24 protein-coding genes are annotated in these 23,949 nt (G+C 70.3%); 13 read left to right on the forward strand and 11 right to left on the reverse strand.

The window, feature by feature from the left end; translation table 11 throughout:
* Window positions 1–15: 15 nt before the first annotated feature.
* Window positions 16–534, reverse strand: coding sequence for a ribosome maturation factor RimP (rimP, locus tag MYF83_RS12095; protein WP_248960356.1), 519 nt, complete (start codon window positions 532–534; stop codon window positions 16–18).
* A 185-nt stretch (window positions 535–719) separates the two neighbouring features.
* Between rimP and MYF83_RS43715 the strand changes: the two genes are divergently transcribed.
* The 3 genes from MYF83_RS43715 (at window position 720) to MYF83_RS12110 (ending at window position 2,020) form a co-directional block, all read left to right on the forward strand.
* Complete coding sequence (locus tag MYF83_RS43715; RefSeq protein WP_248960357.1) at window positions 720–1,235, forward strand: twin-arginine translocation signal domain-containing protein; 516 nt, start codon at window positions 720–722, stop codon at window positions 1,233–1,235.
* The gene (locus tag MYF83_RS43720) at window positions 1,232–1,753 is read left to right on the forward strand and encodes a ferritin-like domain-containing protein (protein WP_248960358.1); all 522 of its coding nucleotides are present in this window, start codon (window positions 1,232–1,234) and stop codon (window positions 1,751–1,753) included. The genes MYF83_RS43715 and MYF83_RS43720 overlap by 4 nt, the downstream gene beginning before the upstream one ends.
* A 78-nt stretch (window positions 1,754–1,831) precedes the next feature.
* Window positions 1,832–2,020 (forward strand): DUF4236 domain-containing protein, encoded by a 189-nt coding sequence (locus tag MYF83_RS12110; protein WP_248960359.1) that lies wholly within the window; start codon window positions 1,832–1,834, stop codon window positions 2,018–2,020.
* A 140-nt stretch (window positions 2,021–2,160) separates the two neighbouring features.
* Here MYF83_RS12110 and MYF83_RS12115 read toward each other — a convergent pair whose 3' ends face one another.
* Window positions 2,161–3,927 carry a proline--tRNA ligase gene (locus MYF83_RS12115; RefSeq protein WP_248960360.1) on the reverse strand — a complete coding sequence of 589 codons (1,767 nt, stop codon included), beginning with the start codon at window positions 3,925–3,927 and terminating at the stop codon, window positions 2,161–2,163.
* A gap of 245 nt (window positions 3,928–4,172) precedes the next feature.
* On the opposite strand from MYF83_RS12115, the gene MYF83_RS12120 reads away from it, so the two are divergent.
* The gene (locus MYF83_RS12120; protein ID WP_248960361.1) at window positions 4,173–5,501 is read left to right on the forward strand and encodes an FAD-dependent oxidoreductase; all 1,329 of its coding nucleotides are present in this window, start codon (window positions 4,173–4,175) and stop codon (window positions 5,499–5,501) included.
* Between the two features lie 13 nt (window positions 5,502–5,514).
* Here MYF83_RS12120 and MYF83_RS12125 read toward each other — a convergent pair whose 3' ends face one another.
* The 4 genes from MYF83_RS12125 to MYF83_RS12140 all read right to left on the reverse strand — a co-directional run bounded on the left by MYF83_RS12125 (window position 5,515) and on the right by MYF83_RS12140 (window position 9,101).
* Window positions 5,515–6,711: a DUF6986 family protein gene (locus tag MYF83_RS12125; protein WP_248960362.1), complete on the reverse strand. Its 1,197-nt coding sequence runs from the start codon at window positions 6,709–6,711 to the stop codon at window positions 5,515–5,517.
* 10 nt (window positions 6,712–6,721) lie between these two features.
* Window positions 6,722–7,402, reverse strand: a complete 681-nt coding sequence (locus tag MYF83_RS12130) for a copper homeostasis protein CutC (protein ID WP_248960363.1) — start codon at window positions 7,400–7,402, stop codon at window positions 6,722–6,724.
* A gap of 128 nt (window positions 7,403–7,530) precedes the next feature.
* On the reverse strand, window positions 7,531–8,151 hold the full coding sequence (locus MYF83_RS12135; RefSeq protein WP_248960364.1) for a GNAT family N-acetyltransferase: 621 nt from the start codon (window positions 8,149–8,151) through the stop codon (window positions 7,531–7,533).
* A 200-nt stretch (window positions 8,152–8,351) separates the two neighbouring features.
* On the reverse strand, window positions 8,352–9,101 hold the full coding sequence (locus MYF83_RS12140; RefSeq protein ID WP_248960365.1) for a GntR family transcriptional regulator: 750 nt from the start codon (window positions 9,099–9,101) through the stop codon (window positions 8,352–8,354).
* Window positions 9,102–9,250: 149 nt separating this feature from the next.
* On the opposite strand from MYF83_RS12140, the gene MYF83_RS12145 reads away from it, so the two are divergent.
* From MYF83_RS12145 to MYF83_RS12160, 4 genes are all read left to right on the forward strand, one after another.
* Window positions 9,251–9,604: a hypothetical protein gene (locus tag MYF83_RS12145; protein ID WP_248960366.1), complete on the forward strand. Its 354-nt coding sequence runs from the start codon at window positions 9,251–9,253 to the stop codon at window positions 9,602–9,604.
* Window positions 9,605–9,875: 271 nt separating this feature from the next.
* Window positions 9,876–10,499 carry a flavin reductase family protein gene (locus MYF83_RS12150; protein ID WP_308201436.1) on the forward strand — a complete coding sequence of 208 codons (624 nt, stop codon included), beginning with the start codon at window positions 9,876–9,878 and terminating at the stop codon, window positions 10,497–10,499.
* An 81-nt stretch (window positions 10,500–10,580) separates the two neighbouring features.
* Window positions 10,581–11,339, forward strand: a complete 759-nt coding sequence (locus MYF83_RS12155; RefSeq protein ID WP_248960367.1) for an SDR family oxidoreductase — start codon at window positions 10,581–10,583, stop codon at window positions 11,337–11,339.
* Window positions 11,340–11,412: 73 nt separating this feature from the next.
* Window positions 11,413–13,974, forward strand: coding sequence for a M14 family zinc carboxypeptidase (locus MYF83_RS12160; RefSeq protein WP_248960368.1), 2,562 nt, complete (start codon window positions 11,413–11,415; stop codon window positions 13,972–13,974).
* Between the two features lie 59 nt (window positions 13,975–14,033).
* On the opposite strand, the gene MYF83_RS12165 is transcribed toward MYF83_RS12160, so the two are convergent.
* A complete protein-coding gene (locus tag MYF83_RS12165; protein WP_248960369.1) occupies window positions 14,034–14,810 on the reverse strand; it encodes an alpha/beta fold hydrolase in 777 nt (258 codons plus the stop codon).
* A gap of 84 nt (window positions 14,811–14,894) precedes the next feature.
* Here MYF83_RS12165 and MYF83_RS12170 point away from each other — a divergent pair, with 84 nt between their 5' ends.
* The gene (locus MYF83_RS12170; protein ID WP_248960370.1) at window positions 14,895–15,428 is read left to right on the forward strand and encodes a PadR family transcriptional regulator; all 534 of its coding nucleotides are present in this window, start codon (window positions 14,895–14,897) and stop codon (window positions 15,426–15,428) included.
* Window positions 15,429–15,616: 188 nt separating this feature from the next.
* Here the strand turns inward: MYF83_RS12170 and MYF83_RS12175 are convergent, their stop codons facing one another.
* The 3 genes from MYF83_RS12175 to MYF83_RS12185 all read right to left on the reverse strand — a co-directional run bounded on the left by MYF83_RS12175 (window position 15,617) and on the right by MYF83_RS12185 (window position 18,867).
* A complete protein-coding gene (locus MYF83_RS12175; RefSeq protein ID WP_248960371.1) occupies window positions 15,617–17,110 on the reverse strand; it encodes a tannase/feruloyl esterase family alpha/beta hydrolase in 1,494 nt (497 codons plus the stop codon).
* A gap of 737 nt (window positions 17,111–17,847) precedes the next feature.
* Window positions 17,848–17,949, reverse strand: a complete 102-nt coding sequence (locus MYF83_RS12180; protein ID WP_248960372.1) for a helix-turn-helix domain-containing protein — start codon at window positions 17,947–17,949, stop codon at window positions 17,848–17,850.
* An 87-nt stretch (window positions 17,950–18,036) separates the two neighbouring features.
* Window positions 18,037–18,867 (reverse strand): ATP-grasp domain-containing protein, encoded by an 831-nt coding sequence (locus MYF83_RS12185; RefSeq protein WP_248960373.1) that lies wholly within the window; start codon window positions 18,865–18,867, stop codon window positions 18,037–18,039.
* A gap of 520 nt (window positions 18,868–19,387) precedes the next feature.
* Here MYF83_RS12185 and MYF83_RS12190 point away from each other — a divergent pair.
* Together MYF83_RS12190 and MYF83_RS12195 are read left to right on the forward strand one after the other, a co-directional pair.
* Window positions 19,388–20,725: a xylan 1,4-beta-xylosidase gene (locus MYF83_RS12190; protein ID WP_248960374.1), complete on the forward strand. Its 1,338-nt coding sequence runs from the start codon at window positions 19,388–19,390 to the stop codon at window positions 20,723–20,725.
* Between the two features lie 184 nt (window positions 20,726–20,909).
* Window positions 20,910–21,269, forward strand: a complete 360-nt coding sequence (locus MYF83_RS12195) for a hypothetical protein (protein WP_248960375.1) — start codon at window positions 20,910–20,912, stop codon at window positions 21,267–21,269.
* A 32-nt stretch (window positions 21,270–21,301) separates the two neighbouring features.
* On the opposite strand, the gene MYF83_RS12200 is transcribed toward MYF83_RS12195, so the two are convergent.
* On the reverse strand, window positions 21,302–22,216 hold the full coding sequence (locus MYF83_RS12200) for an SDR family oxidoreductase (RefSeq protein ID WP_248960376.1): 915 nt from the start codon (window positions 22,214–22,216) through the stop codon (window positions 21,302–21,304).
* Between the two features lie 255 nt (window positions 22,217–22,471).
* Here MYF83_RS12200 and MYF83_RS12205 point away from each other — a divergent pair, with 255 nt between their 5' ends.
* The gene (locus MYF83_RS12205) at window positions 22,472–23,206 is read left to right on the forward strand and encodes a TetR/AcrR family transcriptional regulator (RefSeq protein ID WP_248960377.1); all 735 of its coding nucleotides are present in this window, start codon (window positions 22,472–22,474) and stop codon (window positions 23,204–23,206) included.
* Window positions 23,203–23,886: a DNA alkylation repair protein gene (locus MYF83_RS12210; RefSeq protein ID WP_248960378.1), complete on the forward strand. Its 684-nt coding sequence runs from the start codon at window positions 23,203–23,205 to the stop codon at window positions 23,884–23,886. Before MYF83_RS12205 ends, MYF83_RS12210 begins: the two co-directional genes overlap by 4 nt.
* Window positions 23,887–23,949: the final 63 nt, after the last annotated feature.

Consider the following 23,949-nt stretch of genomic DNA (forward strand, 5'->3'; position numbering starts at 1 on the left):
CCACAAGGCTCCCCCCTAGCCCTCGTCGCCGTCGTCGTCGCCGGCGTCTTCTTCATCGTCGAGCACGTCTTCGTCCAACCGGCGGAACTCCACCTGCACCCGCCCCTTGACGAGCTCGTCCCAAGCCAGCGGACGCGAGGCGTCACCCAGCGAGATCTCGACGCCGGACTCGCCGACGGCCAGCACGCGGCCCTCCAGCGAGGTGCCGTCGTGCAGGTCGGCCTTCACCAGTCTGCCCTTGGCGCGGCGCCAGTGGCGCGGCTCGGTCAGCGGGCGGTCGACCCCGGGCGAGGTGACCTCCAGGACGTATGGGCTGCCGCCCATCACGTCGCTGTCGTCGAGCGCCTGCGACACCCGCTGGCTGACGTCGGCGACCTTGTCCAGGCTCACCCCGTCGTCGCCGTCCACGATGATGCGCAGGAGCCGCCGCTTGCCCGCAGGAGTGATCGTGACGTCCTCGAGGTCAAGACCCTCCGCGGCCGCGACGGGTTCAAGAAGTTTGATCAGGCGGTCACGTCGAGCGTCTGCGCCCATGCTGACCTCCCAGTTGTTTCATCGGCCGTCGTCAAAGACGGCCGAAGGCGTACCTCGCCCAACGGTTCACCAGCCTATCGACACCGGGGCACGGAAAGAGCGCCACTCGGTTACCCACCGGGTGACGCGCCGTACGATGCTATGTGCCAAGCCAGGAAAAGCCGTCATCCACAGGAGGCCGCACCGTGCGTCAGCGTGCCCTGACCCGGCGCGCGGTGCTACGCGGCACCGCCGCCGGGGCGCTCGCCGCGGCCGTCGCCGGCTGCTCAGGAGAGCAGCAGGCCCCGCCGAGCACTCCCAAGCCGCCCGACCCGGAGACCGTGCTGCTCACCAGCGTGATCGCCGACAAGGAGCAGATGGTGGCCCTCTACCGGCAGGCCGCGGGCCCGGGCGGCAAGACGGCCGCCAGGCTGCGCCCGTTCCAGCAACGTCACGAGGCCCACCTTGCGGAGCTGCGGCGGCGCCTGCCGGCGGCCGCGACGCCCTCCGCCTCCTCGCCCGCCCCGTCGGGCTCGGCGAGCTCCGGGGGCTCCGCGTCCCCGGCGGCGGTCTCGGTCGGCAGGCTGCGCGAGATGGAGCGCAAGGCGGCGGCCGCCCGCCCCCGCCAGATGGGGACGGTCTCGCCGGCGCTGGCGCAGTTGCTCGCCTCCATCGGCGCCTGCGAGGCCGCGCACGCCGCGGCGCTGGCGAGGGCGTCGTGACCCGCGCCCTCCGGGCGCTCGACGCCGACGCCCTCCAGACGCTCAACAAGGTGCTCGACGCCGAGCACGCGGCGGTGTACGCCTACGGCGTCGTCGGCGCACGCACGATCGGCGGACGGCGATCCTCCGCGACCGCGGGCTTCAACGCCCACCGGGCCAGGCGCGACCAGATCCGCGGGCTGATCACCGCCAGGGGCGGCACGCCCTCGGAGTCCGGCACGGCCTACGAGCTGCCGTTCCCCGTGACGGCGGCCGCGGACGCGGCACGCCTGGCCGCGCTGGTCGAAGACCGCGTGACGGCGGCCTACCTCGAGCTGGCCGCCGTGCGCGACCCCGCGCTGCGGCGGCTCGCCGCGCTGGCGATGCAGGAGTGCGCGGTCCGGTCGTACGGCTGGCGCCCGGCGATCGCCACCCTGCCGGGCCTGCCGGCGCCCGAGCCGAGCGCGCCGCCCGCGACGGGCGAGCCGCCCGCGACGGGCGAGCCGAGCATGTCTCCGCCGGTCTCCCTGGACCAGTGAGCCGGTTTTCCCTTTGTGTCCACGTTTGCGGGCGATGCCCGGGGTAGTTGCCCGTCCATCGGACGCACGGAGGAGCACATGGGCTGGAGTTACCGTAAATCGATCAAGATGGGGCCGTTCAGGCTCAACCTTTCGCGGAGCGGTGTCGGGCACAGCTACGGCGGACGTGGATTCCGTGTCACCAAGGGCGCCGACGGACGACGCACCATCACCGTGAACCTGCCGGGCGGCTTTCACTGGCGCAAGACGCGCGGCAACCGGGACTAGGCCCGGCCGGTCCGAGCCGGTCCCCCGGCACCTGGAGCCGCGCGCCGTTCAGTTCGACTCTGCACGGCGCGTGACGAGGGCTCGCCACCTCAGGCCGAGAGGCGGCGGGCCCTTTGCCATGCCGGGTGCGGCGAGGCCGGTCAGGCTCCGGAGGTGAGCGGCGTGGGCTCGGAGGCGGCGGCGAGCACGCGGCTCGCGGCCTCGGCGAGCGGGATCTCCTCCTTGACGCCGGTCGCCCGGTCGCGCAGCTCCACGACGCCCTGCGCGAGCCCGCGGCCGACGATCAGGATCGTCGGGACGCCGAGCAGCTCGGCGTCCTTGAACTTCACGCCCGGCGAGACCCCGGCGCGGTCGTCGACGAGGACGCGCAGGCCCTTGGCCTCCAGCTCCTCGGCGAGCTGCAGCGCCACCTCGACCTGGTTGTCCTTGCCGGTGCCGACGATGTGGACGTCGGCGGGCGCGACCTCGCGCGGCCAGACCAGGCCCAGCTCGTCGTGCTTCTGCTCGGCGAGCACGGCCACGGCGCGCGAGACGCCGACCCCGTAGGACCCCATGGTGACGCGGATGGGCTTGCCGTCGGGGCCGAGGGCGTCGAGGCCGGCGGCGTCGGCGTACTTGCGGCCGAGCTGGAAGATGTGGCCGATCTCGATGCCGCGGTCGATGGACAGCGGGTGGGCGCACCGGGGGCAGGAGTCGCCGGCGCGCACCTCGGCGGCCTCGATCGTGCCGTCGGGCTCGAAGTCGCGGCCCGCCACGACGTGCGCCGCGTGCCGGCCCTGCTCGTTGGCGCCGGTGACCCACGAGGACCCCGTGACGACGCGGGGGTCCACCAGGTAGCGGATGCCGAGCTCCTTGAGCACCTGGGGACCGATGTAGCCGCGTACGAGGCCGGGGTGCTTCGCGAAGTCGGCCGCCTCGAAGATCTCCGGGACGCCGGGCGAGAGCGTGGCCTCCAGCCGCTTGAAGTCGACCTCCCGGTCTCCGGGGATGCCGACGATCAGGGTCTCGATCTCGTCGGACCCGGGGGTGCGCACCTTGACCACGATGTTCTTGAGGGTGTCTGCGGCGGTCACGCCCAGGCCGTACCGCTCGTTGACCAAGGAGACCAGCGAGTCGATGGTCGGGGTGTCGGGGGTGTCGAGGACCTCGAGGGCGGGGTGCTCGGTGGTCACGGCCGGCGGCGCGGGCGTGACGAACGCCTCGGCGTTGGCGGCGTACCCGCAGTTGTGGCAGGCCACGAAGGTGTCCTCGCCGGTGGGGGTGGGGGCGAGGAACTCCTCGGAGGCCGAGCCGCCCATCGCGCCGGACATCGCGAAGCAGATCTTGTAGTGGATGCCGAGCCGGTCGAACATCTTGATGTAGGCCTCGCGGTGCAGCTCGTAGGAGCGCTTGAGGCCGTCGTCGTCGAGGTCGAAGGAGTAGGAGTCCTTCATGATGAACTCGCGCCCGCGCAGGATGCCGGCCCGGGGACGCGCCTCGTCGCGATACTTCGTCTGGATTTGATAGAGGATGACCGGATAGTCCTTGTAGGAGGAGTACTCCCCCTTCACCATGTCGGTGAACATCTCTTCGTGCGTGGGCCCGAGCAGGTAGTCGGCGCCCTTGCGGTCCTTGAGCCGGAACAGCGTGTCGCCGTACTCGGTCCAGCGCCCGGTCGCCTCGTAGTAGTCACGGGGCAGCAGCGCGGGGAAGAGGACCTCCTGGCCGCCCATGGCGTTCATCTCCTCGCGCACGACGCGGGCGACGTTCTCCATGACGATCTTTCCGAGGGGCAGCCACGAGTAGATGCCCGGGGCGACGCGGCGGACGTAGCCGGCGCGGACGAGCAGCTTGTGGCTCGGCACTTCCGCGTCCGCCGGATCCTCACGCAGGGTGCGCAGGAACAGGGTGGACATACGCAGCAGCACGGCTACTCCTCGGTCGCGGGGATTGACAGGTATACAGGCTATCGAGTCCGGCGGGGACGTCGCCCGATTTACCTCCCCGCCGCCGCCGGCCGACCCCGAGCCGACGGCGCCCGCGGCGGCGGAGCCGGTAACGGAACCGGATTATTGCGATCGCCTCCGGCGTGCGACTCTGGTCGGGAGGACCGCGTTCCGCGAGAATCGGCGCATGACACCGTGGGGCCGGCAGGTCCCGCTAAGGAGGTCACATGTCGCTCCGCGTGGCGATCGTGGGATCGGGTCCCGCCGGGATCTACACGGCCGAGGCACTGACGAAGCAGGCGGGAGAGCCCGTCGAGATCGACGTGCTGGACCGGCTGCCCACGCCGTACGGCCTGGTGAGGTACGGCGTCGCGCCCGACCACACCTCTATCAAGTCGATCGCCGGCTACCTGCGGAAGGTGCTGGAGCTGCCCTCTGTGCGCTTCCTCGGCGGTGTGGAGCTCGGTTCCGACGTCTCGGCCGGCGATCTGGCCGACTCCTACGACGCGGTCGTCTACTGCACGGGCGCCATGGTCGACCGGCATCTCGGCATCCCGGGCGAGGACCTCCCCGGCAGCGTGGCCGCCACCGACTTCGTCAACTGGTACTGCGGCCACCCCGACATGCCGCCCGACGCCTTCTCCCTCGACAGCACCGAGGTGGCCGTGATCGGCGTCGGCAACGTCGCGGTCGACGTGGTGCGCATCCTGGCCAAGACCGCCGACGAGCTGCGGTCCACCGACGTGCCGGAGGAGGTGCTCGACCGGCTCGCCAAGAGCCAGGTGACGGGCATCCACATGATCGGCAGGCGTGGCCCCGAGCACGCCAAGTTCACGCTCAAGGAGCTCAGAGAGCTGGGCGAGCTGGCGAACTGCGACGTTCTCGTCCGTCCCGAGGAGGCCGGGTCCGGCGACCTCGGGGAGCTGTCCAGGCAGATCCGGGGCAACGTGGAGGTGCTGAGGTCCTGGTCGCTGCGGGCGTCCGCGGGGCGCCCGCGCCGCCTGGACGTGCGGTTCTGGCTGCGCCCGGTGGAGATCCTCGGGTCCTCGCGCGTCGAGGCGCTGCGACTGGAGCGCACCCGCCTGGCCGACGGCCGGGTGGTGGGCACCGGGGAGTACGAGACCATCCCGGTCGGCATGGTGCTGCGCTCGGTCGGCTACCAGAGCGTGCCGCTGCCGGGCGTGCCGTTCGACACCGCGACGATGACCGTGCCGAACGTCGCGGGGCGGGTGAGCGAGGGGCAGTACGTCGCGGGCTGGCTGAAGCGCGGCCCGACCGGGGTGATCGGCACCAACAAGTCCGACGCCGCCGAGACCGTGCGCACGCTGCTGGCCGACCTCGCCGGGCGTACCGGCCGCCCCGGGCCGCGCACCCGGCTGGACGACCTGCTCGCGTCGCGCGGCGTGCGGCCCGTGACCTACGACCAGTGGCTGGGCATCGAGGCGGCCGAGGCCGCGCTCGCCGCGTCACTCGGCCGCGGCGAGCACGTCAAGCTCGTCGGCCGCCCCGCCATGCTCACCGCCTGCGGCCATCTCCCCGCCGAACCCCGCCTCTGATCGCGGCGCGCCCTCAGGAGACCTCGGGCCCGGGGTCGCCGAGGGCGAGCGTGGCGCGGTGGAGGGCGGCGGTCAGGGTTTTGATCGTCGCCGGCTCGTCCATCACGCCGCCGCCCGCGTCGCGCCGGGCCTCCCAGGCGCGCACCCGCCCGGCGTAGGCCTCCCGGGTCGCCAGGTGGAAGGCGTACACGGTGGCGTACCGGCTGACCAGGTGCGAGGGATGCATGTCCCAGCCCTGGTAGAACCCGTTGCGCAGCGAGTGGCGCACCATCGAGGAGTGCGCCCGCCACAGTTCGTGCACGTCGCCGGTGGAGTCCGAGGCAGGTGAGGCGGCCAGCGAGCCGTCCGACAGTTCGACCCCGGTGCCCGCGAGCGCCACGCGCATGATCTCGCGGGCGTGGTCGCACACCGGGTGGTCCAGGCGCTGCTCCGCCGGTGGGAGGCCGCAGGCGGCGGTGTAGTCGAACACCCCGAAGTGCGCCGCCGCCAGGCGACCGCGCAGCGAGGGCACGAGGTCGGGCGAGCGCATGAGGAACATGACGGTCTGCGGCGCCTCGACCTGCATCTCGAACCGCAGCGTCCCCGCGGCCTGTCCCAGAGTCTCCTCCAGCGACGCGAGGCATGCGGCGAACTGCCCGAGATAGGCCTCCATCAGGACTTTCGGAAAGGTGACCGTGAACCCTCCGGGAAGCTTCCCTGCCCGGTCGACGACCCCGGTGAGGAAGCCGTCCAGCGTGCGCAGGCTCCGCGCCGGATCCCCATCGGCGAAGGACTTGACGCGCAGGCCCCAGCGTCGCGGCAGCGTGCCGGCGGCGTGCATCGCGGCGACCGCCTCGGCCGCCCCGGCGGCGTGGGCGTCCTCCTCGGCGCCCGGGCGGGCGCCGTACCCGTCCTCGAAGTCGATCCGCAGGTCCTCGACGGGCTCCTCGGCGAGCTTGCGCGCCACCCGGCGACGTACGTCCAGCGCCAGGTCGCGGGGCATCGGGCCGAACACCGGCGACAGGCCGGAGTCCTCCGGCAGGTGGCGCTCCAGGGATGCCAGGGCCGTGTCTCCCCACGTCCTGACGGTGTGGGCGTCGAAGCGGTCCGCGGGGACGTACACGGTGTGCACGGGCTGCCAGGCCGCCGTGGGGCCCGGGTAGCGCTCCGCCTGCTCCGCGTAGGCCGCGTCGAAGCCGGCCACCGTGCCACCTCCGAGGGTGACGGGCATGCCCCGCATGTCAGATCGAGTCCACGATCCGCCGCCATCGCCGGACGCGGTCGATGTCGACGGGGTCCGACCACGATGCCCGTACGGCCCCGCCGACATGGAAGGCGCGCACGCCGTAGTCGAGCAGCGGAGGGACGAGGTGCGGCTTGAGCCCGCCGCCGGCGAGGATGAGCGGGGCGTCGCCCGCCTCGGCGCGTGACCGCAGCATGGGCAGCCCGGCCGCGATGCCTGAGGGGTTGCCGGAGGTGAGCACGGTGGCCAGGTTCGGCAGCAGCCGCACGGCCCGCCAGCCGGCCTGGAGGTCGGCGGCGTTGTCCACGGCCCGGTGAAAGGTCCAGGGCAGCGGGGTGACGGCGTGGATCAGCGCCTCGGTGGCCGCCAGGTCGACCTTGCCGTCGTCGTCGAGGAAGCCGAAGACGAAGCCCGCAGCCCCGGCGTCGGCGAGGACGCGCGCGTCGCGTTCCAGCCCTTCGAGCTCCTCGGGCGTCACGGTGTAGCCGGCGTTGGAGCGCAGCATCACCATCTGGGGCAGCGCGGACTTCTTGGCGATCGCCGCGACCGTCTCCGGGGCGGGGGTCAGCCCGCCGGTCGACATGTCGGCCACGATCTCCAGGCGGTCCGCGCCGCCCTCCTCTGCGGCCACGGCGTCGCGCACGTCCAGCGCGATCACCTCGAGCAGCGATCCGGTCATGGGTCCTGAGGTTATCGGACCCTCCTGTCCCGAGATGGACCGCTACCACCCGCAGGCCGTCACTTATCCGGGTTGGACGGCTACCTCATGATCTACCCGGCATGTGAGTGGGCTGTTCAGGCCCGGTCTCACCTCGTGCCCACGTGCGCGGACCTGCGCCGCCGCACGTGCGGGACGGCGGGAGAGGCCAGGTCGGCGGCCCGCTGGAACAGCGCGCCGGAGGCGCGGTGCGGGAGGTCCACCGTGCGGACGTGCCGGAAGCCGAGCTTGCGGTAGTACCCCTGGAGGCCGGGGTTGTCCTTGGAGCAGTCCAGCCGCAGCCACCGGCGCCCGGTGGCGGCCACGCGCAGCGCCGCCCAGTCGAGCAGCGTCTCGCCCAGGCCGTGCCCGGAGAACACCCGCTTGACGGCGAGCTTGTGGACGTACAGGCCGGTCTCCGGGTGGTCGCCGCGCCGCCAGAACTCGGGGTCGGCGTGGTCGTCGAGGGCGAGGGTCGCCGCCGGGGTGTGCGCGGCGTCACCGCCCAGGACGTCGCGGCCTTCCTCGTCGTCCAGCACGTACAGGCTCCCCTCGGCGATCAGCGGCTCGATCCGCGCGGCGGGGAAGCCGCCGGCCGGCCACTGCCGGATGCCCCGGCCGTTCAGCCAGTCCGCCGTCTCCGCCAGGAGCGCGAGGACGCCCGGAAGATCGTCGGGGGTGGCGTTACGCAGGGTCAGGGAACCGGCCTGCTGGAGGGTGTGGGAGTACATGAATCGTCCTTTCGTCGCCGTTAGTAGCGCCTCGAACACCGAAAGTGCTCGACCGGGGGCGTACGGCCCTATCAGTGAAGGCCTGCGGGAACGGCGTTCGCCTCGGGCCGACGGGCATCAGGGGCCGGAGTGACGGCCCCGGCCCGCGCCGGAGGCAGGACGGCGCGGCCGCACCACTGCGCGGAGCGGCGCGCGCGAGGTCAGCTCAGTTCGAGCTCGTACCTGATCAGATGCTTGTCGGCGGGTAGCACCGACACGGCGACCCGGACCGGGGTGTCCTCACGGTCATAACCAACTCGGACATATACGACAACAGGGGTACCAGGTTCGAGTTGCAAACGCGAGGATTCCTCAGGAGTCGGCATGCGAGCCGAGATGTCATCCACCACGCGGACTTGGCGGTGACCCAGCTCCTCCAGAACGCGGTTGGCCCCCCGGGTGATGTCCGCGGGACGCGCGATCTCTGAGTCGCGCACCAGCGCGTGCGGGAAGTAGGAGTCGTTGGTGTTGTAGGGCTGGTCGTCGACGTAGCGCAGCCGGCGCCGCACCACGGCGAGCGCGTGCTCCTCCAGCTCCAGCCTGGCCGCGATCTCCTCGGCCGGCTCCACGATGGAGACCTCGATCTCCTGGCCTGGCTTGCGGCCCTCCTTGGTGACCGCTTCGGCGAAGGCCTCCCGCCGCAGCACGCCGGGCGGGGTGTTCAGCTCGGCCTGGGGACGCATCAGCAGCGCGCGCCGGTCGCGGACGAAGCTCCCGCGGCGGCGCATCCGGGTGATCAGGCCTTCGTTCTCCAGCTCGGCCAGGGCGAGGCGTACCGTGTTGCGGCTGACCTCATGGCTGTCCATGAGGTCCATTTCCGTCGGCAGCTGAGCGCCCGGCCCGAGCTCGCCGGAGTAAATCGCCCTGCGCAGCTCGCCGGCCACCTGCTGGTACAGCGTCGACCGTGTCAAATCACACCTACGGTTGCGTCCTTTTGTACCTACGAATTTAGACGATCTCGTTCTGACGGCAAACAACCCCTTGACCCGAGCGCCTCCACCCCGCATTATCCAAACGTTGGTACAAATCCATCAAAGAGTCGGCGAGGGGGTGAGGGCTTGTGCTGACCGTACGTGCGGGCACGCCGTATCTGCCCTGGCACGATCCCCGCGAGGCGACGCGTCTACTGCGCTACGCGTTGCATCGAGAGGGGTTCACGCACACCTACCAGAGCAGCGCGAACGCGATGTCCGTGCTCTCGGTGACTCCCGAACTGACCGTGTGGTGCCGAAGCGGCTCGTTCGTCTGGAATGAGGACGGTCTCACCGTCACTCACCCGGCGGCCGATCCCACCGGCGCCGCACAACTCGTCAAGCGCCATCTCCGCAGGCCGGCCGTGGAGGAGACCGAGGAGCCCGAAGATCCCTGGGCTCACGGCTCCGGCGACCGGCCTCCCACCGACTCCGTGCGGTAAACGACTTCCAGGACCCCAACCCTCGCCGGGGTCCTGGAAGTCGCGCCGGAGCGGAACGTGGGCGGGGGGGGCCCCCCCCCCCCCCCCGGCACGGGTGCGGTTTAAACCGCCGGCCCCCCCGCGTCAAGGCGCCCCTTCTCGACGTGTCCCCTGTCACATCCGGCCGCTCTTGACCTCAACCATGGTTGAAGTTGCATGCTGTTCGTGGCGCACTCGCCGGGCGGACCGACCGCGCGGACGCGAGCGCGGCCGGCACGGAGGGACGGGAGCGTTGACATACAGGTTTTCCGCCCCGCCTCCCCTGCCGCCCCTCCCGTACGTGGCGAGCGGCCGCATCCCCCGCCCCGGGAACGGACAACGTCCGGCGAGCGCCAACGGGCATGCCCACCTGGCGCAGCAGGGCGGACGGCCGCACGCCACCGACGCGATGCACTTCAGGAACGTGCTGGGGCGCTTCGCCACGGGCGTGGTCGCCGTCACGGCGATCGACCCGGCCGGCGGCGAGCCCCGCGGTCTCGTGGCCAACTCCTTCACCTCGGTGTCACTCGACCCGCCGCTCGTGTCCTTCTGCGTCGCGCACACCAGCGCGACCTGGCCACGGCTCAGGACGGCGCCGCGCCTTTGCGTGAACGTCCTCTCAGAGCAGCAGGAGCACGTCAGCAGGCGGCTCGCGGCCAAGGGGGGCGACAAGTTCGCCGGCCTGACCTGGACGCTCTCCCCCGGCGGCGGCCCCGTCCTCGACGGCACGCTGGCCTGGATCGACTGCTCGCTGGAGTCCGAGCACGTCGCGGGGGACCATCTCATCGTCGTGGCGCGCGTGCACGACCTGGACGCGCACGCCGACCAGGGACCTCTGCTCTTCTTCCGCGGCGACTACGGCCGCTTCCACACCTGAGCGGAGGACCCGGCCGGCGCGCGTACTGAACCGACCGGCCGGTATGGACGGGTCGGGAGGAGTACGGCATCATCGGGTGGCATGACTCTGTTCTCGGTTGACGGCAAGACGGTCGTGGTCACGGGTGGTTCCCGGGGCATCGGGAAGATGATCGCCTCCGGTTTCGTGACGGCGGGGGCGACCGTCTACATCTCCGCGCGGAAGGCCGCCGAGGCGGAGAAGACGGCCGCCGAGCTGGGGTGCGTCGCCGTCCCCGCCGACCTGTCTACGCCCGAGGGCATCGAGGCGCTGGTCGGAGCGGTGTCGGAGCGCGAGGGCCGCCTGGACGTGCTGGTGAACAACGCGGGCGCGACCTGGGGCGCGCCGCTTGAGGAGTACCCCGAGCACGCCTTCGACAAGCTCTGGGGGATCAACGTCAAGGGCGTCTTCTTCCTGACCCAGCGCTTCCTTCCGCTGCTCCGCGCGTCCGCCTCGGCCGACGACCCGGCCCGTGTGATCAACATCGGCTCCATCGACGGCCTGCGGACGCCCCGCATGGACAGCTACGCCTACTCGGCCACCAAGGCGGGGGTGCACATGCTGACCCGCCACCTCGCGCAGAAGCTCGCCGCCGAGTTCATCACGGTCAACGCCATCGCGCCCGGCCCGTTCGAGTCCAAGATGATGGCCTTCGCGCTGGACGATCCGCGGACGCGCTCGGCGATCGAGACCGAGATCCCGCTGGGCCGCATCGGCCGGCCCGACGACATGGCCGGAGCGGCGATCTTCCTGTCGTCCCGCGCGGGCGCGTACCTCACGGGGGCCGTCATCCCTGTCGACGGCGGCATCTCCACCGCCTGAAATCACCTCAGATGTAACGTAAAGCTAAAAAATCACCCTTGTCACGGATAAATGCCGATGACACGGTGATCACATGTTCAACCGCCTCAAGGTGGTCGCGCCTGCCGTCCTGGTCTGCGCGCTCGCCCTCCCAGCCGGGGCCGCCCAAGCGGACCCCACCCCCGTGCAGGCACCGACCACGTGCGATCCCACCCAGACCGCACCCGTGTACTTGAACAAGGTCCCGACGCCCAAGAGCGTGCTCGGGTTCGACCTCGGCGAGCGCGAGGTCACCTCGGCCGAGTCCGACACGCTCCTGGAGTCGATCGCCAAGGCCAGCGACCGCGTCGTCTCCGGCACCCTCGCCACGACCGCCCAGGGCCGCCCCCTGAAGTACGCGATCGTCGGCAAGGCCGCCAACGTCACCAAGGTCGGGCTCGCCGCCACCGAAGTGGCGATCAAGGCGCTGCGCAGCCCGCTCACCCCCACGGCCCTCGCCAAGCAGATCGCCAAGCACAACCCGGCCGTCCTGTGGGTCACCGGGAACGTCCACGGCAACGAGGAGAGCGGCGCCGACGCGGCCCTGAAGACCCTGTACGACCTGTCGGACCGCGACGACTGCGCCGCCAGGCGGATCCTGGACAACGCGACCGTCGTCATCCTGCCGATCCAGAACCCCGACGGGCGCGAGGCCGACACCCGCCGCAACGCCTACGGCTTCGACATGAACCGCGACTGGTTCGCCCGCACCCAGCCGGAGACCGACGGCAAGCTCGAACTGCTGCGCAAGTACCCCCCGCAGCTCTACATCGACGCCCACGAGCAGGGCGGCACGGCGTACTTCTTCCCGCCGAACGCCGACCCGATCTACCACGACATCGCCGAGCCTGCCTACGACTGGATCAGCAACCTGTACGGCCAGGCCATGATCGACGAGTTCACCCGTCGCGGCCTGCCCTTCACCAACCGGGACGTCTACGACCTGTTCTACATGGGCTACGGCGACACGGTGCCGACGACCGGCTTCAACGCCGCGGGCATGACCTTCGAGAAGGGCGGCAGCTCCCCCATCGCCACCCGCGCCTTCGAGCAGTACCTCACGCAGTGGGTGTCGCTGTCGGCCGCCGCCTCGCACAAGGAGAGCATCCTGACCACCTGGCACGGCATGTACGCCGAGGCCTACAAGCAGGGCCTCGCCGGCGAGCTGGAGCCGAACCAGGTCTACAACCCCGGCCACGAGGTCATCACCCAGGTGCCCGACCGGCTCGTCCGCAACTACTTCCTGCGGTCCGATGACCCGGCCAAGAAGGCGGCCGTCGAGTCGGTGGTGCGGCGCCTGCAGCGCATGGACGTCCAGGTCTACAAGCTGGCCAAGGCGACCACCGTCCCGGACTTCAAGGAGTACGGCGGCCCGCCGGCCCGCACCACGCTGCCCAAGGGCACCTACTGGATCCCCATGGCGCAGGGCCAGAAGCACTGGATCCAGGCCATGCTCGGCGAGGACGGCTACACCCCGTTCCCCTACTTCTACGACGTGACCGCGTGGAGCCTGCCGCTGCTGGCCAACGTGTCCGGCGGCTCGTCCGGCACCGCGCTGCCGCCGATCGCCACCCCCGCCGAGCGGATCCCCGACGTGGTCTCACCCCCGGCTCCCGCCAAGCGGCCCAACGTCGGCGTCCTCGAGCTGTCGGCCACCTCGGGCACGACGGTCGAGTCCCTCGGCTGGCTGCGGCAGCGCCTCGACCGCGAGTGGAAGCTGCCCTACACCAAGCTCACCCCGGCGGACGTGGCGGCCGGCAAGCTGTCGGGCCTGGACGTCCTGCTGGTCCCGGCGGGTCCCGCGGCCTCGGCCTCCAATGCCCTCGGCCAGGCGGGGCGTGACACGCTCAAGGCCTGGGTGGGCGGCGGCGGCCGGTACATCGGCTGGAGCGGCGGCGCGCAGCTCGCCTCCCTGGCGGGCGTCAGCACGGCGAGCTTCACCGAGCCGACCTCCGACGTCCCGGGCTCCCTGTTCCGCGTCAACGTGGCCAAGGGCCCGCTGGCCGGCGGCGTCGGGTCCACGGCCTGGCAGTTCTACTCCTACGACCCGCTGATGCGCGCCTCGGACCCCTCCCAGGTGGTCGCCTCCTACCCGGCCGCCGACTCGCCCGACTGGTTCGTCTCCGGCTTCCAGCTCGGCGCCGAGGAGCTCGGCGGCACCGCCGCGGTGCTGGACGAGCCCGTCGGCCAGGGCCACGCGATCCTGTTCGCGGGCGAGCCGAACTTCCGCGCCTTCACCGACGGCACCACCCGCCTGATCACCAACGCCATCGCCGCGGACCTCCCCAATTCCCCCTCGGTCCGCACCGCCACCCCGGAGACATCCCCTGAGAGGACCGTCACCCCCGAGACCACGGAGGCTCCCAGCGCCACGGCGATCCCCGACCGTGAGTCGCCCATCCGGATCACCGTCAACCCCGCCGACCGGGCCAAGGTGACCTCCGCCCTGACCGGCTTCGGCGCCAAGTGGACCGAGCGGCCCGGACCCGGCGGCACGGTCCGCTTCGTCGTCGACAACCCCGGCGGCCTCGCCCTCGACGAACACCCCTGGGCCGCCAAGCTCCCCGCCGCCCTCCGCACCGCCGGAGTGACCCCCCTCGCGGTGGTCCTCCCCTAGCCCCCCGAATACCTGCGGCTCGCACCCTCCGGACACCGAGGGCGCGAGCCGCAGGCATGTCACGCGGGGGAACCGGCGAGCAGGTCCGAGGTCGCGCGGGCGAAGGCGCCGGGATTGTCGAGCATGATGTTGTGTCCGCTGTCGGGGATCGGGACGAGCCGGACACCGGCGGCCTGGAGCGCGTCTGCGCCCTTCGGCGAGCCGTCCTGGGCGGGGTGGAGGTAGGCGCGGGGGATCTCCAGCCCGAGCAGGTGCTTGCGCATCGTCGGGGTGGTGCCGCGCGCCAGGTTCACAGCGGTGCGGTACAGCGCCACCGGATCGGCCAGCCGCATCGTCGCCCACCAATTCGGGCCGACACGGTCCCGGACCTCGTCCCTGCCGTAGCGCAGGAACTCCTCCTCGGTGTAGGCGGCGATGCCACTGCCGCCGGCGCGGGCGGGAACCGGTGAGATCGGGTCGAGGTTGGCGTCGACCAGCACCAGGTTGGAGACCAGGCCGGGGTGCCGGGCGGCCAGGACGATGGCCACGGCTCCTCCCATGCTGTGGCCGATGAGCTGTGCTCCACCCGCTCCGGCGGCCGCGATGACCTCCGCCAGCGCGTCGGCGTGCTCCTCCAGGGTGTAGCCGAAATCGGCCGGGCGATCGCTGAGACCGAAGCCGAGCAGGTCCACGAACAGCGATCGATGCCCTGCGAGCAGCGGGTCGGCGGCCACCCCCGCGAAGTAGGGAGCCGACATGGCGCCGAGGCCGTGGACGTAGACCCGGGCGGGCTCGCTCCCGGGCAGCTCGATCCAGCGCATCCTGGCGCCACTCGCGTGGACCTGCGTGTCGTGCATGACGGCCTTCTCCCTCAAATCCGTACGTTGCCCACAAGGTATATCGGCTCCGAGGTATAACGGCAAGGGGATATGCTCTCATCCATGCTCGAACTGGCGATCCTCGGCTTCCTCCACGAGCGGCCACTGCACGGCTACGAACTGCGTAAACGAGTGGCGGCGCTGACCGGCCACGTACGCCCGATCGCCGACGGCACCCTGTATCCGGCGATCAAACGGATGGAAACGGCCGGCCGGCTGACCCGCGAGACCCAGCAGGGCGCCGCCGCCGCCCCGCGCCACGTGCTGCACCTCACCCCCACCGGCGAGCAAGAGCTCCTGCGGCGCCTGAGAGAGCCCGACCACCTGGACATCAGCGACGAGAACCGCTGGTTCACACTGCTGGCGTTCCTGCGTCACCTCGAAGAACCCCAGGCACAGGCGGCGGTGCTGCGGCGGCGGCTGGCGTTCCTCGAGCAACCCAGCAGCTTCTTCTACGAGGACGGCCGCCCCATCCGCGCCGAGGACGTGGACGACCCGTTCCGCCAGGGCCTGCTCACCATCGCCAGAGCCACCAGCGAGGCCGAACTCCACTGGCTGCACGCGACCCTGACCCGGCTCGAAGGCGCCCCCTCATGACCCCGGCGTCCCCGCACCGCTGACCGCCCAGAGGTCGGCCTCGATGCCGTCGGTCGCCGGTTCCGGGGCGAGCGGCGGATCTGGCGCACATCGTTGGCGTGTACTGGAACGACTGGAAGGCCGCTGAAATGAGAGGACCGGGGCCCTCTGCTGGGGAGGGCCCCGGTCCTGATCATGTCAGCTGGGGATCAGGCCAAGGGATTGACCAGGCAGCGGAAGCTGGAGGCGTCGTTGGAGTCGCCGTACCCCTTGTAGCGGGCGACCTCCGGCCAGGTGCACAGCGGACGGGTGATGGTGGAATTGGTGGTGGCCGCCGGGAGGGTCTGCGGGGCTTGGCCCTTCTCGACCCAGTTCACGACGGCGGACAGCGGGTCGGTCGGCGCGGCTCCCGATCCGCCGCCGCAGTGGTCGACGCCGGGGGCCAGGAACAGCCGCGCGAAGTTCTCGGTCCGGCTGAGCCCGCCCATCTGCTGGACGACGCGCTGGTAGTAGTCGATGGAGCCCTGCGGGAAGATCAGGCTGTCGGCCTCACCGTGCCAGATGATGATCTTTCCTCTGGAATCCCGGAAACCGCTAAGGTCCGGGTTGTCGGTGCCCAGCACGCTGTTGTACTCCTCGCGGGACTGTTCGAAGTACTGGGCGAAGTTGTCTGTGGTGACGGTCGTCCAGTCGAACCCGGGGTCCTTGGCGAGCCACCACTGGAACCAACTGGTCACGATTGGGAAGGGGGTCTGGACGCCGTTGACGCTGCCGGCCAGGCTGCTCAACCCGGTTCCCGGCGTCAGCCCGTACCAGAGGAATGATCCGTCCTTGCTGCGGGGACCCTGCCAGATCTTCTTCATCACCGCGGCGTCCGTAGCGGTGATGGTCCCGCAGCCGGTCTGCCGGCCGATGAGCCAGGCGGGATCGAACCGGCACGCGGTGTTGGCGACGATCCCGTCGACGACGCCGTCAGCGCCGTCACAGGCGGTGACGGCGGCCTGGGTGAACGCCTCCTGCTTGCACGACGGAAGGACGTCGCCCATCTCCCGCATGACGACCTGAGGCCACAGACCGGACGGGACGAAGCGGTCCCAGTTGATCGCGGGAGCGCCGGACACGATCCCGTCGTAGTCGTCGGGGTATCGCTGGGCCTCCATGAGGCCCTGCCGACCGCCGGTGGAGCAGCCGTTCCAGTACGAGTAGGCGGGCGAGCGACCGTAGAACGCCTGGGTCACCGCCTTGCCCTTGACGGTCATCTCGTGCAAGGACCGGTAGGCGAAGTCCTGGATCAGGTTGGTCCTCATGCCGGTAGCAGACCATGCCCACGATCCGTCAAGGAGCGAGCCGGTGTGCCCGGTGTCGGTCACCGCGGCGGCGTAGCCGGACAGGGCGGCGAGGTCGCCGGCCTGAGTCACCGAGCCGACGTACCCGCCGCCGCCGACGCCGACGAACCGGCCGTTCCAGCCGGTGGTGGGCAACGACACGCCGATGTTGATCTGTTCCGGGACGACGAGGTTGACACGGCAGACACCTGTGACGGTGGTGTCATCCGTAGAGGTGACCTTCGTTCCGTCGGTGAAGGTCACCTGCTGCAGGCTGGCGCAGGTCCTGACGGGAGCCGAAGTCCCGGCCGTGGCGGATGATGCGGACGCCGACGGGCCGAAGGCACCGGCTCCGATCAGCAGAAGTACTCCCAGCATGAAGGCGCCCCAGCGGGCTCTTCGGAACGGTCTCAACACAGTTCTCCCTCCTTGGGGGGTGGGCGGGGGGCGGAGAAGCGTGGATGGGTGGTGCGGAGAGACGCGTGAGCTGAAAGGTGCGAGTCGGCGGCCCATGGCGATCTGGAGGTTCTCCTCGACGGTGAGCGGCGCGAAGACCCGTCGTCCCTGCGGGACGAGCCGACTCCGCTGCGGGCGACAAGAGCCTCGATGGCCAGCAGGTCTGTCATGTCGTGCCTCCGGCGTCGAGGAGGCTGGTCCGCCACACGTAGCCGGGGCCGAGCCCCGAGCCGCCGCACCCAGTGAGCGCGAGCGTGCCCACAGCGAGGAGGGCGGCCAGTCGGGCTCTCCCTGTCGGAGGGGGGAGGGAGGAGAGGACGCCCATGGCGGCTCCTAGGGGTGGGACGGCGTTGGACGCCGGCAGTGCGCACATAATCTACATATGTGAAGTGATGCGTCAATAGTTTGTATAGATTGGAGTCATCGATCATGGCCACCACCAGGGCACAGCCCAGCACCAGAAGCCATCGCCCCGACAAAAGACAACGTCAGGCATCTGGTACGGAACCTTAACGTCGACTAATGCTGTACGTGCTGGCGCTCGACGGCCCAACCGGTCGCTGATTCGCCCGTTGAGTACCCGGCCATGGACGCCGACGAGCTCGGAGATGGTCACGAGCTGGCGGGTGGGCGCGGCCGACTTGCTCTTACCCGACCTTCTACTTGCGCACCGTGGTCTCGGTGGTGCCCAGATGCACGGCAATGCGCGCCAGCGGCCAGCGCTGCGCGGCCAGCAACACGATCCGCGCCCGCAGCACCATGACCTGCGGACTGGACGGCCGGTTGACTCGATCGACAATTCTCGCGCCTCCGATCCTCCGGGAGGCGCGAGCCGCGCTCGTTCGCGGTTACAGCAGGTCGCGGAGGGCGGTGGTGAAGCGGTCGGCGGCCGCGGGGGCGTCGGTCAGGTACAGGTAGGGCTCGGTCAGCTCAAGCTCGATGAGGGCAGGGGTGCCGTCGGCGAGGCGGACAAGGTCGACCCGGCCGTACAGGATCGGCTCGGGGACCGCGGCCAGGACGCGCTCGGCGAGGGCGAACTGGTCGGGGGCCGGGTCACGGAGATCCACCCCGATATGGCCGGCCCGAGGGGAGCGGGTGCCGTTCGCCAGCATGGGGACACGGCGCAGGCTGTGGCTGAACCGGCCGCCGAAGTACAGCAGCGAGGTCTCCCCCTCGCCTTCCACCATGTCGAGGTACGGCTGGACCATCGCGACCTTGCCCTTGGCCACCAGGTTCTTCGCGTGCAGTTCGGCCTCGGCGACGTCGGCCGTGCGGATGGTGTCCCGCGCCCCGGCCGAGACGTTCGGCTTCACGACGTAGTCCTCCCACGCGGGAAGGTCGATCGGGTCCTCCGGACCGACCCAGTGCGTCGGGACGGTCGGGATACCGAGCCGTGCCAGCTCACGGAGGTAGGTCTTGTCGGTGTTGCGCTCCAGCACCTCGGCCGGGTTCAGCAGCCGCGTCGCACTCGCCGTCCGGTGCGCCCAGTCGACGAAGTCCTGGCGGCGGTCCACGTAGTTCCACGTCGAGCGGACCACCGCCGCGTCGAAGGCCGCCCAGTCGGCGGCCGGATCGTCCCAGCGCACCGCCGCGCCCTCGATGCCCGCCCGCTCCCAGGCGGCGAGCAGCACCTCACGGTCGTCGTCCGGACCGTCATAGGTGACATAGGCGATCTTCACGGCACTCCATCCCATTCTCGACAAGTCAGTACCGTGAGCATCGTACGGACATGTCACACAAGAGGGACCACCCGCACCGGACGGCAGCCGGCCCGCAATCCCAGCGGAGCGGGATGGAGCCGCGGAACGAGGAGTCACCGCCTCACGCCGAGCTCTCAGGCGACCGCCGCGATCGCCAACTCGTCGGCGTCCAGAGCACTCCGGTCGATGGTGCCGCGTTCGTATGCGATGAGCACATTGGTATCAAGGATCAGACGTCGGCCCACGGGTCGCTGAAGGGAACCCGACCGCCGACTGGCCCGACACGTCCCGTCACCAAGACTCCGCGCAGGGACACGGACACGCGAAGCGCGGGTCGGTTCTCCTTACGGTGGCCATAACACTTGCGTGTGAATCTTGCTCCTGAATCGCCGTATTTGCGTTGCCCATGGAACGCTCTCGTCACGGCGGACGGTGAGGGTCAGGTGGGGGTTAGGTGTCATCGAGTGGCGGCGGATCGACATGGTGGCGTCCCGGTCGGATGATCTCCTCGGCTGCGGGGATCGTGATGATGGCGCTGGTCGTGGCGGCCTGCTCTTTCGGCGGCGCCGAGGACCGGGCGGCTCCTGCCGCGCAAGGGTCCACCGCCCCGTCACCGGCGGGGTCCAACACCAAGATCCAGAAAGCGCCGCCGGTGGATCCCGCGTGGCCTCGCTGGGGGTTCACCCACACAGGGATCAGCGCCAACAACGTCACCGAGCGGTTCGAGCAGGACGTGAGCCGGACGCTCGCGCGAACCCCGATGCTGCAGAACCAGCACATCATGGGGTTCGGGGCGCTCAACCCCCAACCGCGCCCGCAGGAGTTCTACTGGGAGGACCTCGACAGCCGGACGAACCTCATGAAGCAGTCCGGCGGCACGCAGATCATCACGCTCTGCTGCGCCCCCGACTGGATGAAGGGCGGCCCTGAGGGCCCGACCCAGGAGTCCGCCTGGAAGGAGCACCTGGAGGACGCCCCTTATCCGGAGCACTTCGACGACTTCGCCAAGTTGTCGGCGGCCGTCGCCGAGAAGTACCCCGATGTCAAGTACTTCATGGTCTGGAACGAGCTCAAGGGCTTCTGGAAGGACCACTCCAAGCCCGCGGACTTCAAGGGCTACACCGAGCTGTACAACAAGGTCTACGACGCGGTGAAGGCGGTCAGGCCCGACGCCCAGATCGGCGGCCCCTACATCGGCTTCGACAGTAACAAGTCCGGCAAGTCCGAGCTGCGTGGCCCGTGGGGAGTCGTCAACCAGAACGTCCTCGACGCCTTCGAGTACTGGTTCAAGAACAAGAAGGGCGCCGACTTCGTCGTGGTCGACGGCGCCTCGCTGACCGACGCCCACGAGTTGCTGCCCGACGCCTTCGGAGCGCTGAGCAAGTTCAGCGCGGTCACGACCTGGCTGCGCGCGAAGACCGGTGACCTGCCGGTCTGGTGGTCTGAGTGGTACTTCGTACCCGAGGACGGCACCACGTGGTCCCAGCCCATGCGGCTCGCCGTCCAGGCCGCCTCGATGATCGAGTTCGCCAAGAGCGGCGCCGCCACGGCACTGTACTGGAATCCGCAGGCCAAGGACGGCTCCTGCCAGGGCTGCATGTGGGACCCGCGGACCGGCGCCGCCCTGCCGGCCGGACAGCTGGTGAGCGATTTCGCCACGTGGTTCCCGGCCGGAGCCGAGCTTGAGCAGGTCCGCTCCTCCAACCCCAAGGTCCGGGTGCTGGCGCAGCCGCGGCGGCTCGTGATGGTCAACACCACCGGCGCGCAGATCGCCGCGACCGTGGACGGCAAGGAGTTCACCCTGCGGCCTTACGAGATCAAGTGGAGCGACCGCTAACCCTCTCCGCGAGTACTTCGGCTCCCCGGGAACGGACCTCCTTCCCGTCGGTCACGCGCCTTCCACACGAAGCTGAGTGCGTCAGCGGCGGCGACCGTCTCCTGAGGCGCCAGGTGTCCGATTTGCCGGGAGGGTTCTTCGAAAGGCGCTACGGCGGGTAAGAAGGTCATGACTGGGGGAAGTCATGAAAATGATCACGACGGCCGTCGTGCTCGCCACGACGACGATGTTCGGCACCGTCGCGGCCGGCGGGCCGCCGGAGCAAGATGACAGGCAGTCGGTGAGCGAGGACCAGTACAAGATCCTGGTCCGTCAGTGCCGCTACGCCGACACGGCGCAGGCCAGGCAGGACTGCCTTTCGGAGGTCGAGCGGAAGTACCGTGTCGGCGAGGAGGCGACGGATCTCGACTGCCGCACCTATTCCGGCGTCACCGTGTGCGGCGTGCTCAAGCTGAGCCCGCGAGAACGGCAGTGCGTGCAGGACTCGGTCGACAAGGGCCTTTCCTATCGCCGCGCGGAGGTGGAGTGCTACGCCTTCCTGTGACGGCGTGCCGGTTCCCGTGACGGCGGCGGCGCTCAGCCGAGCGCCGTCCCGTACACCGGGTCGGCGATGGGGGCGGAGGCCAGCAGCTTGGCGACGGCCTCGCCGATCTCCCCGACGGTCCACCGCCCGCCCTTGTCCACGCCCGGCCCGTGATGCCAGCCGGTCGCGATCGAGATCATGCCGCCCTCGACCTCGAAGACCCGCCCGGTCACGCCCGCGGACTCCGCCGAACCGAGCCACACGACCAGGGGGGCCACGTTGGCCGGGTCCATGATGTCGAACCCCGTCTCCGGCGGGGCCATCATCGAGGCGAAGACCTCCTCGGTGATCCGCGTGCGGGCGGAGGGCGCGATCGCGTTGACGGTGACGCCGTAGCGTCCGAGCTCGGCGGCGGCCGTGTGGGTGAGCGCGACGATCCCGGCCTTCGCCGCCGCGTAGTTGCTCTGCCCCACGCTGCCCAGCAGCCCGGCGCCGGATGAGGTGTTGACGACCCTCGCGTCCACGGGCTCGCCGGCCTTCGCCCGCTCCCTCCAGTACGAGGCGGCGTGCCGCAGGGGCAGGAAGTGACCCTTGAGGTGGACGCGGACGACGTCGTCCCACTCCTGCTCGGTCATCGAGACGAGCATGCGGTCGCGCAGGAAGCCCGCGTTGTTGACCAGCACGTCCAGCCGGCCGAAGGCGCTGAGGGCCGTCTTGACCAGCCGCGCCGCGCCGTCCCAGTCGGCGACGTCGTCGCAGTTGGCGACGGCCTGGCCGCCGAGGTCGCGTATCTCCGCGACGACGGCCTGTGCCGGGCCTCCGGAACGGCCCGCGCCCTGCGGCCCGGTACCGAGGTCGTTGACGACCACCTTCGCGCCCTGCCGGGCGAACTCCATGGCGTGCTCGCGCCCGATGCCGCGTCCGGCACCGGTCACGACGACGACCCGTCCCTCACAGAGACCGCTCATTCACCGTTCCCTTTTTCGGTTAGACCACCGAAACTTTCCCTAAAACTGGAGGTATATGCCCAGATGGTAAAAATCGTCGGCCGTCAGGGTCCTGGTGCTCCGCGACGCGCGCCGCCGGCGGCGCTCCCCTTTCCCGGCGGCCTGGTCCTGGTGGCTCAGCAAGCGCTTGGTCGAGCGTGGAACGTATGGTGAGCAGGTGACTCACCACAGCCGTAAAGTGAACAAGCGATTGTCCGGAGGCCCATAATGGAGGACGTGAACACGCGAAAGAACTCCGGCGGCGCGCCGGGGGTCGCGGGCGCGACCGGCGGGGTCGCCTCACGGGGCGACTCCAGGGCTAAGCGCCAGGGCACCCCGCGGCGCGCCTCCGCGACCGGCCCCGCCTCCGAGCGCCGCGAGCACCTCGTGAAGCTCGCCGCCGAGCTCTTCGCCCGCAAGGGGTTCCAGGCGACGACCGTGCGGCAGATCGCCGATGAGGCGGGCATCCTCTCAGGAAGCCTCTACCACCACTTCGACTCCAAGGAGACGATCGTCGACGAGGTCCTGTCGACGTTCCTCGAGGACCTTATCGGGCGCTACCGGAAGGTCCTGGAGAGGGAGGGCGAGGCCGACGCCCGGGCGATCCTGTCGGAGATGGTGCGCATCGGCTTCGGCACCTTGGAGCCGCACCGAGCGGCCATCACCGTGATGCAGAACGACTGGAACTACCTGCGCTCCTTGCCCGGCGACCGCTTCGACTACCTGATCCAGGCCGAGGACGAGGTCGAGCGCATGTGGATCGGGCAGATCAAGCGCGGCCAGGCCGACGGCCAGTTCCGGACCGACATCGATCCCAAGCTCACCTACCGCATGATCCGCGACAGCATCTGGGTCGCCGTGCGCTGGTTCCGCCCGGGGGGCAGGCTCGACACCGCCGCCCTCGCCGAGCACTACATCACCGTCCTGTTCGACGGTCTCGCCACGGGGGAACGGACCAGCCAGAAAGCATGACCCCGCTGCACAAGGCCGTCCGGATGGCGCTCACCGAGGTGGCCGATCCGGCCAAGGCGCCCGCCATGCAGGCGTACATGAAGTCCACCATGCCCTTCCTCGGCGTCCAGGCCGTGCCACGGCGAGCGGCGCTCAGGAAGGTCCTCGCCGAGCAGCGCATCGAGAGCGCGCCCGAGTGGCGTAAGACCGTGCTCGCCATGTGGCGCGACGCCGAGTACCGCGAGGAGCGGTACGCCGCGATGGAGCTGTCCGCCTTCCGCTACTACAAGAGTTTCCAGACTCTCTACACCGTGCCGATGTACGAGGAGATGATCGTCACCGGCGCCTGGTGGGACTACGTCGACGACCTGGCGATCAACCGCGTCGGGGCGCTGCTGCGGGCCTATCCCGACACGATGCGCCCCCTCATGCTCGAATGGGCCGGCGACGGCGACCTGTGGCGGCGGCGCACCGCCATCCTGTGCCAGAACACCTTCAAGGACCGCACCGACGCCGGCCTGCTGTACGCCTGCATCGAGCCGAGCCTCTCCGACACCGACTTCTTCGCCCGCAAGGCCATCGGCTGGGCCCTGCGCGAGTACGCCAAGACCGATCCGCGCGAGGTGGTCCGCTACGTCGACCACAAGGGGCTGACCGGGTTGAGCCGCCGCGAGGCGCTGAAGAACCTGCCGGTGACCTGACGGCGCAGGCCGCGCCCTCCTTGTGACCATTCGCCAGCAAACCAGACGAAAAATCGTCACATG

The sequence above is a fragment of the Sphaerisporangium perillae genome (assembly GCF_023276435.1).
GTDB lineage: Bacteria > Actinomycetota > Actinomycetes > Streptosporangiales > Streptosporangiaceae > Sphaerisporangium > Sphaerisporangium perillae.